The 16,728-nt window shown below is 68.5% G+C and carries 13 protein-coding genes and 1 tRNA gene; 13 read left to right on the forward strand and 1 reads right to left on the reverse strand.

Features of this window, described 5'->3' with window-relative positions; all coding sequences use genetic code 11:
* Window positions 1–2 precede the first annotated feature (2 nt).
* From hisI to QF046_RS02570, 12 genes are all read left to right on the forward strand, one after another.
* A complete protein-coding gene (hisI, locus tag QF046_RS02515) occupies window positions 3–374 on the forward strand; it encodes a phosphoribosyl-AMP cyclohydrolase (RefSeq protein ID WP_307365878.1) in 372 nt (123 codons plus the stop codon).
* Between the two features lie 2 nt (window positions 375–376).
* Window positions 377–970, forward strand: a complete 594-nt coding sequence (locus QF046_RS02520; RefSeq protein ID WP_307372647.1) for a Trp biosynthesis-associated membrane protein — start codon at window positions 377–379, stop codon at window positions 968–970.
* 33 nt (window positions 971–1,003) lie between these two features.
* Window positions 1,004–1,237, forward strand: coding sequence for an HGxxPAAW family protein (locus tag QF046_RS02525; RefSeq protein ID WP_307365880.1), 234 nt, complete (start codon window positions 1,004–1,006; stop codon window positions 1,235–1,237).
* Window positions 1,237–2,046: an indole-3-glycerol phosphate synthase TrpC gene (gene trpC, locus QF046_RS02530; RefSeq protein ID WP_307365882.1), complete on the forward strand. Its 810-nt coding sequence runs from the start codon at window positions 1,237–1,239 to the stop codon at window positions 2,044–2,046. Before QF046_RS02525 ends, trpC begins: the two co-directional genes overlap by 1 nt.
* Entirely contained in the window at window positions 2,043–3,266 is a 1,224-nt protein-coding gene (trpB, locus tag QF046_RS02535) for a tryptophan synthase subunit beta (RefSeq protein ID WP_307365885.1), read from the forward strand. The genes trpC and trpB overlap by 4 nt, the downstream gene beginning before the upstream one ends.
* Window positions 3,263–4,066, forward strand: a complete 804-nt coding sequence (gene trpA / locus QF046_RS02540) for a tryptophan synthase subunit alpha (protein ID WP_307365887.1) — start codon at window positions 3,263–3,265, stop codon at window positions 4,064–4,066. Before trpB ends, trpA begins: the two co-directional genes overlap by 4 nt.
* Window positions 4,067–4,076: 10 nt before the next feature.
* Window positions 4,077–5,075 carry a prolipoprotein diacylglyceryl transferase gene (gene lgt, locus QF046_RS02545; protein ID WP_307365889.1) on the forward strand — a complete coding sequence of 333 codons (999 nt, stop codon included), beginning with the start codon at window positions 4,077–4,079 and terminating at the stop codon, window positions 5,073–5,075.
* 102 nt (window positions 5,076–5,177) lie between these two features.
* Complete coding sequence (gene gltB, locus QF046_RS02550) at window positions 5,178–9,737, forward strand: glutamate synthase large subunit (RefSeq protein WP_307365891.1); 4,560 nt, start codon at window positions 5,178–5,180, stop codon at window positions 9,735–9,737.
* Window positions 9,730–11,196 carry a glutamate synthase subunit beta gene (locus QF046_RS02555; protein WP_307365893.1) on the forward strand — a complete coding sequence of 489 codons (1,467 nt, stop codon included), beginning with the start codon at window positions 9,730–9,732 and terminating at the stop codon, window positions 11,194–11,196. Before gltB ends, QF046_RS02555 begins: the two co-directional genes overlap by 8 nt.
* A 59-nt stretch (window positions 11,197–11,255) precedes the next feature.
* The gene (pyk, locus tag QF046_RS02560) at window positions 11,256–12,704 is read left to right on the forward strand and encodes a pyruvate kinase (RefSeq protein WP_307365895.1); all 1,449 of its coding nucleotides are present in this window, start codon (window positions 11,256–11,258) and stop codon (window positions 12,702–12,704) included.
* Between the two features lie 62 nt (window positions 12,705–12,766).
* Window positions 12,767–12,849 (forward strand) — tRNA-Leu (locus tag QF046_RS02565).
* A gap of 70 nt (window positions 12,850–12,919) precedes the next feature.
* Complete coding sequence (locus tag QF046_RS02570; RefSeq protein WP_307365897.1) at window positions 12,920–13,537, forward strand: ANTAR domain-containing response regulator; 618 nt, start codon at window positions 12,920–12,922, stop codon at window positions 13,535–13,537.
* A 68-nt stretch (window positions 13,538–13,605) separates the two neighbouring features.
* On the opposite strand, the gene QF046_RS02575 is transcribed toward QF046_RS02570, so the two are convergent.
* The gene (locus tag QF046_RS02575) at window positions 13,606–13,977 is read right to left on the reverse strand and encodes a hotdog fold thioesterase (protein ID WP_307372649.1); all 372 of its coding nucleotides are present in this window, start codon (window positions 13,975–13,977) and stop codon (window positions 13,606–13,608) included.
* A gap of 96 nt (window positions 13,978–14,073) precedes the next feature.
* Between QF046_RS02575 and polA the strand changes: the two genes are divergently transcribed.
* Window positions 14,074–16,725: a DNA polymerase I gene (polA, locus tag QF046_RS02580; protein WP_307365900.1), complete on the forward strand. Its 2,652-nt coding sequence runs from the start codon at window positions 14,074–14,076 to the stop codon at window positions 16,723–16,725.
* Window positions 16,726–16,728 lie beyond the last annotated feature (3 nt).

The following is a 16,728-nucleotide window of genomic DNA, read 5'->3' on the forward strand; positions in this document are numbered from 1 at the left end:
CCGTGAAGAACGAGATCGTGAAGAACGAGATCGTGGAGAACGAGATCGCCCGCGTGGTCTGGAACGACGCCGGACTCGCGCCGGTCATCGTGCAGCAGCACGACACCCTCGAGGTGCTGATGCTCGCGTGGATGAACGACGAGGCGCTGCGGCGCACCCTCACCGGCGGACGAGCCGTGTACTGGTCGCGCTCCCGCCAGGAGTACTGGCGCAAGGGCGACACCTCCGGCAACACGCAGCGCGTGCACGGCGTGGCCGTGGACTGCGACGGGGATGCCATCCTGCTCACCGTCCATCAGGATGGGCCCGCCTGCCACACGGGAACCCGCACCTGCTTCGACGGGCGTGAGCTCACCGTGACGGGCAGCGAGTGACCATGCTGCGACGCGCACGGCTGCTCGCGGTGCTCGGATTCCTGATCGCGGGCGGCATCGGCATCATCTCCTCGACCCAGACCTGGATCACGGTCCAACGCGCCGACACCGAGCAGCCTCTGCTCGTGGCAGGCGCGGATGCCCTCGCCCTGCTCGCTCCGCTCTCACTCGCCGTGCTCGCTCTGGGCGCCGCGATGTCGATCGCCGGCCGTCTGCTGCGGTACGTGTTCGCCGTCCTCGGGGGAGCAGGTGCGATCGTGCTGATCCTCGGTACGCTCCCGATCCTGTCAGGCGCGCCCCTCGCGGCCGTCGCCCCGGCCCTGACGGAAGCCACCGGGCTGAGTGGTGACAAGGCGCTGGGATCCATCGTGACGGCCCTGGAACCGACAGCCTGGGTGACGGCGGCTCTGGTGGCCTGGATCGTTCTGCTGCTGGCATCCGTCTTCGTCCTCGGCACCGCGCATCGCTGGAAGTCAGGCGGCCGGCGCTACGAGCAGCCTGGGGCGGCGCACCACGAGCACACCGGCCCCTTGGATCCGATCGACTCCTGGGACGAGCTGTCCCATGGCACCGATCCGACCGGGCCTTCCCGATAGACTGAGACCATCGCCGACCTCCCGGAGGAGAACATGACCAACCCGATCGCCGACCCCGGTCACGGACACTCGCCTGCAGCCTGGACGGCCGTGGTGATCATGCTGGTGGGCTTCGCCCTCGGCACCGTCTTCTTCTGCGTGCCGAACGGCGAGGTGGGCGTCTGGGTCTCCGCCGCCATCGTCCTCATCGGTGCGATCTCGGGTTGGGTCCTCGCCAAGGCCGGCTGGGGAGTGAAGGGCCCGAAGTACACGCCGAAGGCGCACTGATGGTCCTCGCCGACCTGACGGCCGGCGCTGTCGAGGATGCCGAGCGTCGTGCGTTGACGCGGCCGCTCGCCGACGTGGAGCGAGACGCCCTTGCGCGCCCCGCGGCACACGACGCCCTCGCCGCCCTGGCACCCGCCGACCGGGTGAAGATCATCGCCGAGGTCAAGCGCGCCAGCCCCTCTCGAGGCGCCCTCGCGGAGATCCCCGATCCCGCCCTGCAGGCGTCCCTGTACGAACAGGGCGGGGCCTCGGCGATCAGCGTCCTCACGGAGGAGCGTCGCTTCGGCGGCAGCCTCGCCGATCTCGAGGCCGTGACCGCACGTGTGTCGGTTCCCGTCCTGCGCAAGGACTTCATCGCGACGCCGTACCAGGTGTTCGAGGCCCGTGCGGCGGGCGCGGCTCTCGCGCTGCTCATCGTCGCGGGGCTCTCTCGGTCGACGCTGCGCGAGCTGCACGCGCTGATCCTCGAGCTCGGGATGACGCCCCTCATCGAGACGCACTCCGCGGAGGAGCTCGACGTCGCGATCGACCTGGGCGCCTCGCTGATCGGCGTGAACGCCCGCAACCTGAAGACCCTCGAGCTGGATCGCGACCTGTTCGCGCGTCTTGCGGACCGGATCCCCGACACGGCGATCCGCGTCGCCGAGTCGGCGGTGCTCGCTCCGGAGGATGTCCGTCGCTACCGCGAGGCGGGAGCGGATGTCGTGCTCATCGGAGAGGCGCTGGTCACCGGCGACCCGGTGGCGACTCTGACGAGCTTCCTCGAGGCCGGATCGATGGTCGTCCGCGGCCAGAAGGAGTCTCTGTGAGTCTGCGGGACCAGCACGGGCCGTTCTTCGGCGAGTTCGGTGGGCGGTACATGCCCGAATCGCTCATCGCCGCGATCGACGAACTGACAGCGGCGTATGAAGCCGCCATCGTCGACCCGGAGTTCCGCTCCGAACTCGCCGGGCTGCTGCACTCCTACGCCGGGCGGCCGTCGCCGATCACCGAAGTAGCCCGGTTCGCCGAGCACGCCGGGGGCGCGCGGGTGTACCTCAAGCGCGAGGACCTCAACCACACCGGATCCCACAAGATCAACAACGTGCTGGGGCAGGCGCTGCTGACCAAGCGGCTCGGCAAGACCCGCGTCATCGCCGAGACCGGGGCGGGCCAGCACGGCGTCGCCACGGCCACCGCGGCCGCGTTGTTCGGGCTCGACTGCACGATCTACATGGGCGAGGTCGACACGGAGCGCCAGGCGCTGAACGTGGCGCGGATGCGGCTGCTCGGCGCCGAGGTCGTCCCGGTCAAGACCGGATCGCGCACTCTGAAGGACGCCATCAACGACGCCTACCGCGACTGGGTGGCGACCGTCGAGACGACCAACTACATCTTCGGGACCGCGGCCGGGCCGCATCCCTTCCCGGCGATGGTGCGGGACTTCCAGAAGATCATCGGCGAGGAGGCTCGCGAGCAGCTGCTCGCCGAGGCCGGCCGCCTTCCGGATGCCGTCGTCGCCTGCGTCGGCGGCGGCTCCAACGCGATCGGCATGTTCGACGCGTTCCTGGATGACGAGGGCGTGAAGCTCTACGGCGTGGAGGCCGCCGGCGATGGCGTCGACACGCCCAAGCACGCCGCCTCGATCGAACGCGGCCGCCCCGGCGTTCTGCACGGCGCGAAGACCTACGTCCTGCAGGACGAGGACGGCCAGACCGTCGAGTCGCACTCGATCTCGGCGGGTCTGGACTACCCGGGCGTCGGACCCGAGCATGCCTGGCTGTCGGACATCGGCCGCGCCGAATACATCCCGGCCACCGACGACGAGGCGATGCAGGCGCTGCGCCTGCTCAGCCGCACCGAGGGCATCATCCCCGCGATCGAGTCCGCGCACGCTCTCGCCGGCGCGCTGCGCATCGGCCGGGAACTGGGTCCGGATGCGATCATCGCCGTCTGCCTGTCCGGCCGCGGTGACAAGGACATGGACACCGCCGCGCGGTACTTCGAACTGTACGACCAGGAGATGTACGACCAGGAGGACCCGTCGTGAGCCGCGTCGAGAATGCCATCCGCAGGGCGCACGATGCGGGCCGTGGCGCGTTCGTCGGCTACCTGCCTGTCGGATACCCCGACCTGCAGACCAGCATCGACGCGGCCCTCACCCTGGCCCGCAACGGCGTCGACGTCATCGAACTCGGCCCGCCGTACTCCGACCCTGTCATGGACGGTGAGGTGATCCAGCAGGCCACCCAGCAGGCGCTCGCGAACGGCTACCGTACGCGCGACCTGTTCACGGCCGTGCAGGCGATCACCTCGCAGACCGACGTGCCCGTCGTCGTCATGACGTACTGGAACCCGGTGCTGCAGTACGGCGTCGACCGCTACGCGGATGACCTGCTCGCCGCCGGCGGGGCCGGGCTGATCACGCCAGACATCACGCCCGAGGCTGCAGGGGAGTGGATCGCCGCGAGCGAGCGCACGGGCCTGGACCGCATCTTCCTCGCCGCGCCCACCTCGACCGACGAGCGACTCGATCTCGTCATCAAGGCGTCGACCGGATTCGTGTACACCGTCTCCACGATGGGCATCACGGGGGAGCGGGCGGCACTCGACCGCGCCGCGCGCACGCTCATCGAGCGCATGCGCGAGCGCGGCGCGACGTCCGCATGCGTCGGCATCGGCATCTCCAACGCCGAGCAGGTCGCCGGCGTCGTCGATTACGCCGATGGCGCGATCGTCGGCACCGCACTGGTCAAGGCGCTGCGCGACGGCGGACTGGACCGACTCGCGGAAATCACCCGAGCACTCGCGGACGGCACGCCGTCCGCACGATTCGTGACAGGAAACTAGACTCACTCTCATGTCCCTCGCGCTTCACAGCACCTTCACGAGTGTGCTCACCAGCATCCCGAGCCCTCCCTCCAGCGGTTTCAACATCGGCCCTGTGCCCATCCGCTACTACGCGCTGTGCATCATCGCGGGCATCATCGTGGCGACGATCCTCACCAACCACCGCCTCACCAAGCGCGGCGCCGAGAAGTGGGTCGTGATCGACATCGCGATCCTCGCCGTCCCGCTGGCGATCATCGGTGCGCGCATCTTCCATGTGCTCACCCACCCCGGCTTCTACTTCGGCCCGGGAAGCAACACCTGGAACCCCTTCGAGCCCGGCTCGGTCTGGGCGATCTGGGAGGGCGGCATCGCGATCTTCGGCGCACTGCTGGGCGGTGCGGTCGGTGCCTGGCTGGGATGCCGATGGACAGGCATCCGCTTCTGGACATTCGCCGACGCCCTCGCGCCCGGACTTCTCCTCGCACAGGCGATGGGCCGCTTCGGCAACTGGTTCAACCATGAGCTCTTCGGTCTGCCCACCGATCTGCCCTGGGGCCTGGAGATCGAATCCACCAACCCCGCGTTCCCTCCCGGTCTTCCCGACGGCACACTGTTCCACCCGACGTTCCTCTACGAGGTCATCTGGAACGGCCTCGGCGTGCTCGTGCTGCTGTGGATCGGCAGCAGGCTGCGCCTGCAGTGGGGCAAGCTGTTCGCGGTCTACCTGATCTGGTACGGCGCCGGCCGCATCGTCTGGGAGTCGATCCGCATCGACCCGAGCGAGATCTTCTTCGGCTTGCGCAGCAACGTGTGGGCGGCGATCATCGGTGTGGTCGTCGGAATCGTCATCCTCATCGTGCAGACGCGTCGCCACACCGGTGTCGAGGCGTCTGCATACGCGAACGGTCGGCAGCGGCCTGATGCGGATGTAGAATCGCAGAACGAATCCCTTGATTACGTCGACCTGAGTGAGCCTCCGGCCGATGAGATCGACGCAGGAGCACCCGCCACAAGCACCGCTCCATAGAGCGGGCGCGTCATTTCGACGCCCTGCGGCGTGTGATCATTCACACTGAACGAGCGGGCCAGCGCTGTCCCCGGTTTCACTCGACACTGAGGACGGTGACTGGTGTACTTCCAGCCTCCCTATGGCGCCTCCGGCGCATACCCCCCGAAGCAGGGACTTTACAATCCGGCGTTCGAGAAGGACGCCTGCGGTCTGGCGATGGTCGCGACTCTGCGCGGCGAAGCCGGGCACGACATCATCGCGCTGGCGCTGGAGGCGCTGCGCAACCTGGAACACCGCGGTGCGATCGGCTCGGATGCCGGCACCGGCGATGGCGCCGGCATCCTGACCCAGATGCCGGACGCGTTCCTCCGATCGGTCACTGACTTCGATCTCCCCCCGGTCGGCGAGTACGCCGCGGGCCTCGCGTTCCTCCCTCGGGAGTCGAGCGCACGCCGCGAGCAGAAGGCCGGCATCGAGCGGATCGCCGCCGACGAGGGCCTCTCCGTGCTCGGCTGGCGCACGGTGCCCACCGCGAACGAGAACCTCGGCAAGCTCGCCGATGACGCCCGCCCCGCGTTCGAGCAGCTCTTCCTCTCCGCACCCGGCGGAGCCGCCGGCATCGCCCTGGACCGCATCGCCTACCGTCTGCGCAAGCGCGCGGGCCACGAACTCGACGCCTACTTCGTCTCCCTGTCCGCCCGGACCCTCGGCTACAAGGGCATGGTCACCACCCTGCAGCTGGAGCCGTTCTACCCCGATCTGCAGAACGAGCTGTTCGCCTCCGAGCTGGCCGTGGTGCACTCCCGGTACTCGACCAACACCTTCCCGTCCTGGCCGCTGGCGCAGCCGCTGCGGATGCTGGCGCACAACGGCGAGATCAACACCGTCGGCGGCAACCGCAACTGGATGCGGGCGCGCCAGTCCCAGCTCGAATCCGAGCTGCTCGGCGACATCGCCCCGCTGCTGCCGATCTGCACGGAGGGCGCCAGCGACTCGGCCTCCTTCGACGAGGTCCTCGAGCTGCTCACCCTCACCGGCCGCAGCCTGCCGCACGCAGTGATGATGATGGTGCCCGAGGCCTGGGAGAAGCAGCCCGACCTCGATCCCGATCTGCACGCCTTCTACGAGTTCCACGCGAACCAGATGGAACCGTGGGACGGCCCCGCCGCGCTGATCTTCACGGACGGCACCCAGGTGGGCGCCACGCTCGACCGCAACGGTCTGCGGCCCGGCCGCTGGACCGAGACCACCGACGGCCTGATCGTCATCGGCAGCGAGACCGGGGTGCTGGAGTTCGCACCGGAGCGGATCAAGCGCCGTGGGCGTCTGCAGCCCGGTCGGATGTTCCTCGTCGACACGGCTCAGGGCCGCATCATCGAGGATGAAGAGGTCAAGCGCGACCTCGCCTCGCTGGAGCCCTGGCAGGACTGGCTCGATCAGGGTGCCGTGCAGTTGGCGGATCTCCCCGAGCGCGAGCACATCGTGCATCCGGCGGCATCCATCACCCGCCGTCAGCGCACCTTCGGCTACACCGAGGAGGAGGTGCGGATCCTGCTGACCCCGATGGGGCAGACCGGCGCCGAGCCTCTCGGCGCGATGGGCACCGACACTCCGATCGCCGCACTCAGTGACCGGCCCCGTCTGCTGTTCGACTACTTCGTGCAGGAGTTCGCACAGGTCACCAACCCGCCGCTGGACGCCATCCGCGAAGAGGTCGTGACCAGCCTGCGTCTGGGGCTGGGCCCCGAACGCAACCTGCTGAGCTGGGGGCCTGAGCACGCGCGCACCGTGAGCCTGGACTTCCCGGTGATCGACAACGACGAGCTGGCGAAGATCCGTCACATCGATCGGGCGCTGCCGGGCCGCTCCACGGCGACCATCCGCGGTCTGTACCACTTCGATGCGGGCCCGCACACGCTGCAGGATCGGCTGACCGAGATGTGCGCCGAGGCGGATGCCGCCATCGAGCGCGGCGCGGAGTTCCTGATCCTCTCGGATCGCGACTCGAACAAGGACCTCGTCCCGATCCCATCGCTGCTCATGGTCGCCGCCGTGCACCACCACCTGATCCGCCGCGAGAACCGCATGAAGGTCGGGCTCGTGGTCGAGGCGGGCGACGTGCGCGAGGTCCATCATGTCGCGACTCTCATCGGCTACGGCGCCTCCGCCGTGAACCCGTACCTGGCGATGGAGACCGTGGAGCACCTGGTGCGCACCGGTTACATCACCGGCATCTCGCCTGAGCAGGCCGTGCACAACGTGATCCACGCGCTGGGCAAGGGCGTCCTGAAGATCATGTCCAAGATGGGCATCTCCACCGTGTCGTCGTACGCGGGCGCCCAGGTGTTCGAGGCCATCGGCCTGAGCCAGGACCTTGTCGACGCGTACTTCACCGGCACCGAGACCCGCCTGGGCGGCATCGGCATCGAGGATCTGTTCGCCGAGAACCAGGCAAGGCACGACTTCGCCTACCCGGAGGACTCCGCAGCCCGGGCGCACGAGCGCCTGTGGACCGGCGGGGAGTACCAGTGGCGCCGCGACGGCTCACCGCACCTGTTCAACCCGGACACCGTGTTCCGCCTGCAGCACGCCACGCGCACCCGTCGCTACGACATCTTCCGCGAGTACACCGCCCTGGTCGACGACCAGTCCCGGGAGCTGAAGACCCTGCGCGGCCTGTTCGAGCTGCGCACGGGCGAGCGTCCGGCGGTCCCGCTGGACGAGGTGGAGCCGGTCAGCGCCATCGTCAAGCGGTTCTCCACGGGAGCGATGAGCTACGGCTCGATCTCCAAAGAGGCGCATGAGACGCTGGCGATCGCGATGAACAGCCTGGGCGCCAAGTCGAACACCGGCGAGGGCGGCGAGGACCCGGAGCGGCTCGTGGATCCGGAGCGTCGCAGCGCCATCAAGCAGGTGGCATCCGGACGCTTCGGCGTCACCAGCCAGTACCTCACCGAGGCGACCGACCTGCAGATCAAGCTCGCCCAGGGCGCCAAGCCGGGGGAGGGCGGCCAGCTGCCGCCGCAGAAGGTGTACCCGTGGGTGGCCCGCACACGCCACGCCACGCCAGGCGTCGGACTGATCTCGCCGCCGCCGCACCACGACATCTACTCGATCGAAGACCTCAAGCAGCTCATCTTCGACCTGAAGCGAGCGAATCCGAAGGCGCGGATCCACACCAAGCTGGTCAGCCAGTCGGGCATCGGGGCTGTGGCCGCCGGCGTCGCCAAGGCGCTCAGCGACGTGATCCTGGTCGCAGGTCATGACGGCGGCACGGGCGCGAGCCCGCTGAACTCGCTCAAGCACGCGGGCACCCCATGGGAGCTCGGCCTCGCCGAGACCCAGCAGACGCTGATGCTCAACGGCATGCGTGACCGCGTGGTCGTGCAGGTCGACGGCCAGCTCAAGACAGGCCGCGACGTGATCATCGGCGCGCTGCTCGGAGCCGAGGAATTCGGCTTCGCGACGGCTCCGCTGATCGTCAGCGGCTGCATCATGATGCGGGTCTGCCACCTCGACACGTGCCCGGTCGGCGTCGCCACGCAGAACCCTCTGCTGCGGTCTCGCTTCACGGGCAAGCCGGAATTCGTCGTGAACTTCATGGAGTTCATCGCGGAAGAGGTGCGCGAGCACCTCGCCGCACTCGGATTCCGCTCGCTGGATGAGATCATCGGGCACACCGAACTGCTGCGCACGGATGCCGTCGCCCAGCACGGCAAGGCCGCGGACCTCGATCTCAGCCCGATCCTGCAGGGTCCGGCGTTCCCGGCGAGCGAGCCCCGCAAGAGCGCCCGCCACCAGGACCACGAGCTGCAGAAGCACTTCGACACCACACTGATCGCCCTGTCCGCCGACGCGCTCGACGACGGCGATCCTGTGCGGATCGACCTGCCCATCCGCAACACGGAGCGTGCGGTGGGCACGATGCTGGGTCACCACGTCACGTCGCGGTACGGCGCGGCGGGGCTGCCCCCGGAGACCATCGACGTCACCCTGCGCGGCACGGCCGGGCAGTCGCTCGGCGCGTTCCTTCCGGCCGGCATCATGCTGCGCCTGGAAGGCGACGCCAACGACTACGTGGGCAAGGGACTCTCCGGTGGGGACATCGTCATCCGCCCGCCGCGGGACGCCTCCTTCGCCCCGCATCGCAACGTCATCGCCGGCAACGTGATCGGCTACGGCGCGACGAGCGGCTCCATGTTCATCTCCGGAGTCGTGGGGGAGCGGTTCCTGGTGCGCAACTCCGGCGCCACGGCCGTCGTGGAGGGTGTGGGCGACCACGCGCTCGAGTACATGACCGGCGGTCTCGCGGTCATCCTCGGCACCACGGGACGCAACCTCGGTGCCGGCATGTCCGGCGGCATCGCCTACGTGCACGGCCTGCGCGAGGCGCAGGTCAATGCAGGGGCGCTCGAGAGCGGCGAACTTCGGCTCCTCGGTCTGGACGACGCCGACGTGGCCGCGCTGGAAGGACTGCTGACCGAGCACGTGGAGCGCACCGGCTCGCCGCTGGCGGCCGAGCTGCTCGCTGATGCGGATGCCCTGCGCACCGCGTTCGTGAAGGTGCTGCCGCGCGACTACGCGGCTGTGCAGGAGATCCGCCGAGAGGCGGAGGCCGCGGGGGACGATCCCGACGGCGAGAGTATCTGGACCCGGATCCTGGAGGTGACCGGTGGCTGATCACAAAGGCTTTCTGAAGACGACCGAACGCGAACTGCCGGCTCGCCGCCCGGTTCCCGTGCGCATCATGGACTGGAAGGAAGTGTACGAGCCCACAGACCACACCATGCTGCGCCGCCAGGCCAGCCGGTGCATGGACTGCGGCGTGCCCTTCTGCCACTCCGGCTGCCCGCTGGGCAACCTGATCCCGGAGTGGAACGACCTGACCTGGCGCGATGAGGGTTCTGCGGCGAGCGACCGGCTGCACGCCACGAACAACTTCCCGGAGTTCACCGGGCGGCTGTGCCCGGCCCCGTGCGAGAGCGCCTGCGTCCTCGGCATCAACCAGCCCGCTGTCACGATCAAGCGCATCGAGCAGACCATCGCCGACGACGCGCTCGAGAACGGCTGGGTGCAGCCGCAGCCGCCCGAGCGTCTGACGGGAAAGACCGTCGCCGTCGTCGGGTCGGGTCCTGCCGGTCTCGCCGCTGCCCAGCAGCTGACGCGCGCCGGTCACACCGTGGTCGTGTACGAGCGCGATGACCGCATCGGCGGCCTGCTGCGCTACGGCATCCCCGACTTCAAGATGGAGAAGCAGCTCGTCGACGCCCGCATCGACCAGATGACGGCGGAGGGTACGAGATTCCGGCCCGGCGTCGAGATCGGCGTGCAGCTGTCCTGGAGCGACCTGCGGGCACGGTACGACGCCGTATTGGTCGCGACGGGCTCGACCGTTCCCCGTGAGCTGGCGATCCCCGGGCGCGACCTGCCCGGCGTGCATTTCGCCATGGACTACCTCGTGCAGGCCAACCGCGTGGTCGCCGGCGACGAGGTCGCCGATCAGATCTCCGCGAAGGGCAAGCACGTGGTCGTGATCGGCGGCGGCGACACCGGCTCCGACTGCATCGGCACCGCGCACCGTCAGGGCGCGCTGAGCGTGACCAACCTCGCGATCGGGCGTCAGCCCGCCGAGGAGCGCGGTGAGCACCAGCCCTGGCCGACGCAGCCCACGCTGTTCGAGATCCAGTCCTCGCACGAGGAGGGCGGCGAGCGGACCTACCTGGCTTCGACCGTCGAGTTCCTGTCCGACGAGAGCGGGGCGCTGCGTGCGCTGCGTGTGGCCGAGACGGCCTTCGTGGACGGCAGGCGCGTGCCGCAGAGCGGCACCGAGCGGGAGATCCCCGCCGAGCTCGTGCTCATCGCGATGGGCTTCACCGGCCCGGAGACCCACGTACTCGGCGACCAGGATGTGCCCGCTGTCACCGGCACGGGCAACTACCGTCGCGACGCGCGCTTCGTCTCCTCGGAGCCGGGCGTGTACGTCGCCGGCGACGCCGGTCGCGGCCAGTCGCTCATCGTCTGGGCGATCGCCGAGGGCCGCGCTGCGGCCGCGACGATCGACCGCGACCTGATGGGCGACACGGTGCTGCCGAGCCCGGTCGCCGCAACGGATGTCGCACTCAGCGTCCAGCCCGCGTAGGCTGAGCGCGGCACCGTCGCCATTTTGTTTCCATTCCCTTCTTACCCCTGGAGAAGCCGTTGAGACGCGCGAAAATCGTGGCCACGCTCGGACCTGCAACCTCGACCTATGAAACGGTCCGTGCACTGATCGAAGCAGGTGTGGACGTTGCCCGGCTGAACCTCAGCCACGGCGACTACACCGTGCATGACGCGAACTACGCCAATGTGCGCCGCGCTGCTGACGACGCCGGACGCCCCGTGGCGGTGCTCGTCGACCTGCAGGGTCCGAAGATCCGCCTCGGCAAGTTCGAGGACGGACCGTACGAGCTGGCCGTCGGCGACATCTTCAAGATCACCATCGAGGACATCGTCGGAAACCGCGAGATCTGCGGCACCACGTTCAAGGGCCTGCCCCAGGACGTCAAGGCCGGCGACTTCCTGCTGATCGATGACGGCAAGGTGCGCGTGCAGGTCGTCGAGACCGACGGCACCGTGGTGACCACCAAGGTCATCGTCGCCGGCGCCGTGTCGAACAACAAGGGCATCAACCTGCCCGGTGTCGCTGTCAACGTCCCCGCACTGAGCGAGAAGGACGAGGACGACCTGCGTTGGGGTCTGCGCACCGGCGCCGACCTGATCGCGCTGTCGTTCGTGCGCGACGCCTCCGACGTCGAGCGCGTGCACGAGATCATGGCCGAGGAGGGCGTGCGCGTCCCCGTCATCGCGAAGATCGAGAAGCCGCAGGCCGTCGACGCACTCGAGGAGATCGTCGACGCATTCGACGGCATCATGGTCGCCCGCGGCGACCTGGGCGTGGAGCTTCCCCTCGAGGCCGTGCCGATCGTGCAGAAGCGTGCAGTGGAACTGGCGCGCCGCATGGCGAAGCCGGTCATCGTCGCCACGCAGATGCTCGAGTCGATGATCTCCAGCCCGGTGCCGACGCGCGCCGAGACCTCCGACGTGGCGAACGCCGTGCTCGACGGTGCGGATGCCGTCATGCTCTCCGGCGAGACCAGCGTCGGCGACTACCCGATCGTGGTCGTGGAGACGATGGCCCGCATCATCGCGTCCACCGAGGAGCACGGTCTGGAGCGCATCTCGCCGCTCACGAACAAGCCGCGCACGCAGGGCGGGGCGATCACGCTCGCGGCCCTCGAGGTGGCGGAGTTCGTGGAGGCGAAGTTCCTCTGCGTGTTCACGCAGTCGGGTGACTCGGCACGCCGCCTGTCGCGGCTGCGCTCGCGCATCCCTATGCTCGCGTTCACGCCCGAGCCCGGCATCCGTCGCCGCATGGCGCTGACCTGGGGCATCAACTCCACTCTGGTCGACCTGGTGCAGCACACCGACGCCATGTTCCACCAGGTGGATGACTACCTTCTGGGCACCGGGCTCGCCAAGGAAGGCGATCGCGTCGTCGTGATCTCCGGGTCGCCTCCCGGAATCGTGGGCTCCACGAACGACATCCGCGTCCACAAGGTCGGGGATGCGGTCGGCGGAGCTGCTCCGATCTACAAGAACGGCGTCTGAGCTGATGCGAGAAGGGCGGGCCCACGGGTCCGCCCTTCTCGCATGCGCTAAAGTCGATCCGGGCCGGCGTGGCGGAATGGCAGACGCGGAGCACTCAAAATGCTTTGTCCGTAAGGACGTGTGGGTTCGAGTCCCACCGCCGGCACATGCATGGCGGGGCGCCCGAAGGGTGTCCCACCAGCTCGAACAAGGATTCACCCCGATAGGATGTAACCGTGACCGAAGAACAGCCTGAGCAGCCCACGGCATCCGCCCCGCGACGCGTCGTCGTCGCCGAGGATGAGTCGCTGATCCGCCTCGACATCGTCGAGATCCTGCGAGACAACGGATTCGACGTGGTCGGCGAGGCCGGTGACGGCGAGACCGCCGTGCAGCTGGCGACCGAACTGCGTCCTGATCTGGTCGTGATGGACGTGAAGATGCCTCTGCTGGACGGCATCAGCGCCGCCGAACGGCTGCACAAGGCGAACATCGCGCCCGTCGTGCTGCTGACGGCATTCAGCCAGAAGGAGCTCGTGGAGCGCGCCAGCGAAGCCGGCGCCCTGGCCTATGTGGTCAAGCCCTTCACGCCGAACGACCTGCTGCCCGCGATCGAGATCGCGCTGGCCCGCCACGAGCAGATCATCACGCTCGAGGCCGAGGTCTCCGACATGGTCGAGCGCTTCGAGACCCGCAAGCTCGTCGACCGGGCCAAGGGCCTGCTCAACGAGAAGATGGGCCTCAGCGAGCCGGAGGCCTTCCGCTGGATCCAGAAGGCGTCCATGGATCGCCGACTGACCATGCAGGATGTCGCGAAGGCGATCATCGAGCAGCTCGCCCCCAAGAAGTCCTGACGAAGCACGAAGGCCCGGATGCACGGCATCCGGGCCTTCGTCGTCTCCGCAGTTCAGGTGCGGGCGTGTCAGGCGGGAAGGTCGCGGATCATGTTCGTGATCCGGATGGTCGAGCAGCGCCGGCCCTGATCGTCGCTCACGACGATCTCGTGGACGGCCATGCTTCGTCCCAGGTGGATGGGGGTGCAGACGCCGGTCACGACGCCTGAGGTGGCCGAGCGGGTGTGCGTGGCGTTGATGTCGACGCCGACGGCGAGGCGACCGGGGCCCGCATGCAGATTCGCCGCCATGGACCCGAGTGACTCGCCGAGCACCACGTAGGCGCCGCCGTGCAGGAGGCCCACCGGCTGCGTGTTGCCCTCCACGGGCATGGTGGCCACGCTGCGTTCGATGGCGAACTCGGTGAAGACGATGCCCATCTTCTCCGCCAGAGCGCCCATGCCGCGCTGGGTGGCCCACTCGATGCCCGTCAGCTGTGCCTGTTCCGTCACGTGTCCTCCTCGGCGAGTGTCCGTCGTGCTGGCTAGGCTTGCAGGGTGACGGACTCCGCAAAGCCTACCCTCATGGTCATCGACGGCCACTCGCTCGCCTACCGGGCGTTCTTCGCCCTTCCGGTCGAGAACTTCACGACGAAGGACAACCAGCACACGAACGCCATCTACGGGTTCCTGTCGATGCTGGTGAACCTCATCAAGGCCGAGAAGCCCACGCACATGGCGATCGCCTTCGACACGTCGCGGCATTCGTTCCGCACCGACGAGTACCCGGAGTACAAGGCCACCCGCTCCGAGTCTCCTCAGGAGTTCCGCGGGCAGGTCCCGCTGCTGCAGGACTGCCTGGCCGCGATGTCGATCACGGTGCTGACGAAGGAGGGCATCGAGGCCGATGACATCCTCGCAACCCTCGCCCGTCAGGGCTCCGAGAAGGGCTATGACGTGCTGGTGGTCTCGGGCGACCGCGATTCGATCCAGCTCGTCAATGACGAGGTCACGCTGCTGTACCCCTCTGTGCAGGGAGTCTCCCAGCTGAAGCGGTACGATCCGGCTGCGGTCCAGGAGCGCTACGGGGTCCGCCCCGAGCAGTACCCGGACATCGCCGCGCTGGTCGGAGAGACCAGCGACAACCTCCCTGGCGTGCCCAAGGTGGGCGAGAAGACGGCCGTCAAGTGGCTCACCCAGTTCGGCAGCCTCGACGAGCTGCTGGAGCGCGCCGGTGAGATCAAGGGCGTGGTCGGCGGCAACCTGCGCGACCACATCGAGGACGTGCGCCGCAATCGCAGGCTGAACCGCCTGCTGAACGACGTCGAGCTCCCCCTGGGGCCGGATGAGCTCGCGGTGGCCCCCATCGACGCACAGGCCGTGCGGGACATCTTCGCGCGGCTCGAGTTCCGCACGCTGCTGCCCCGCGTGTTCGAGGCCGTGGGCGCCGGTGACGAGCCCGTGCACGAGGCTCCGACCGTGCAGCTTCCCGTCGCGGTCGAGTCCACCGCCGAAGATGTAGCCGCCTGGCTCCAGGGGCGCACCACCGAGGTGGCCGTCAACCTGATCATCTCGGGCGGGGCGATCTCCCGCGTGGGGGTCGCGGACGGCACGGAGCTCCGCGAGTGCGCGTGGGACGAGCAGACAGGCGTCGCGCTGCGGCCCTGGCTCGAGTCCGACGCAGCCAAGGTGCTGCATGACGCCAAGCCGCAGGTGAAGGCGCTGCTGGCCGCGGACATCCGTCTCGGGGGCCTGGCCTACGACACGCTCCTTGCCGGCTGGCTGATGCGCCCGAGCCTGCCCGACAAGACCCTCGGACACCTTGTCGGCCGCTATCTGGACGAAACGCTTCCGGAGGCAGACCCGACGCAGCTCGTTCCCGAGACCGACGGCGCCACTCCCGCGCAGGAGGCCTGGTTCACGCTGCGCACCGCCGACGCGATCCGCGAGGCGATGCACGAGTCCGTGGCATCCGTGCTCACCGATATCGAGCTGCCCACGCTGCTCGCCCTCGCCGACATGGAGATCGCCGGGGTCGCGGTCTCGCACGACGTTCTCTCCACCTTCTCCGGTGAGCTCCTCGCACGCACCGAGGTTCTCGCCGCGGAGGCGTTCGAGCTGGTCGGGCGCGAGTTCAACCTGGGGTCGCCGAAGCAGTTGCAGGAGGTGCTGTTCGAGGATCTCCAGCTTCCGAAGACGCGCAAGACCAAGACCGGCTACTCCACGGATGCCGCGGTGCTGGCCGATCTGCAGGAGAGCCACCCGCACCGATTCCTCGACCTGCTGCTGCAGCACCGCGAGGCCACCAAGCTGCGTCAGATCATCGAGTCGCTCGACACCGCCATCGGCAAGAACGGGGCGTTCGGTGACGACGCGCGCGTGCACACCACGTACGTGCAGACCGGCAGCCAGACCGGGCGCCTCTCCAGCACCGACCCGAACCTGCAGAACATCCCCGTGCGCACGGAGGAATCGCGTCGCATCCGCAGCGCCTTCCAGGTGGGCGAGGGCTACGAGACCCTGCTGACCGCCGACTACTCGCAGATCGAGATGCGCATCATGGCGCACCTCTCGGGTGACGAGGGGCTCATCGAGGCATTCCGCTCGGGCGAGGATCTGCACCGTTTCGTCGGCTCTCGGGTGTTCGGCGTCGAGCCCGAAGAGGTCAGCTCGGCCATGCGCACCAAGGTCAAGGCCATGTCCTACGGCCTCGTCTACGGGCTCAGTGCCTTCGGCCTGTCCAAGCAGCTGCGCATCGAGCAGTCCGAGGCCAAGCAGCTGATGATGGAGTACTTCGCGCGCTTCGGCGCCGTGCGCGACTACCTGCGCGCGTCGGTCATGCAGGCCAAGGAGGACGGCTACACCGAGACCATCTTCGGCCGCCGCCGTCCCTTCCCCGATCTCAGCAGCCCGAACCGCGTGCTGCGCGAGAACGCCGAGCGCGCCGCGCTGAACGCGCCGATCCAGGGCAGTGCCGCCGACATCATGAAGCTCGCGCTGTTCCGCATCCATTCCGATCTGCGCTCCGCCGGGATGCAGTCGCGCGTGCTGCTGCAGATCCACGACGAACTCGTGGTCGAGGTCGGCACGGGGGAGTGGGCGGCGGTGGAGAAGATCGTCCGCGACCGGATGGCCGGTGCCGCCGACCTGACCGTTCCGCTGGACGTTCAGGTCGGCCGCGGACAGGATTGGAACGAGGCCGCGCATTAGGCT

The sequence above is a fragment of the Microbacterium sp. W4I4 genome, from assembly GCF_030816235.1.
GTDB lineage: Bacteria > Actinomycetota > Actinomycetes > Actinomycetales > Microbacteriaceae > Microbacterium.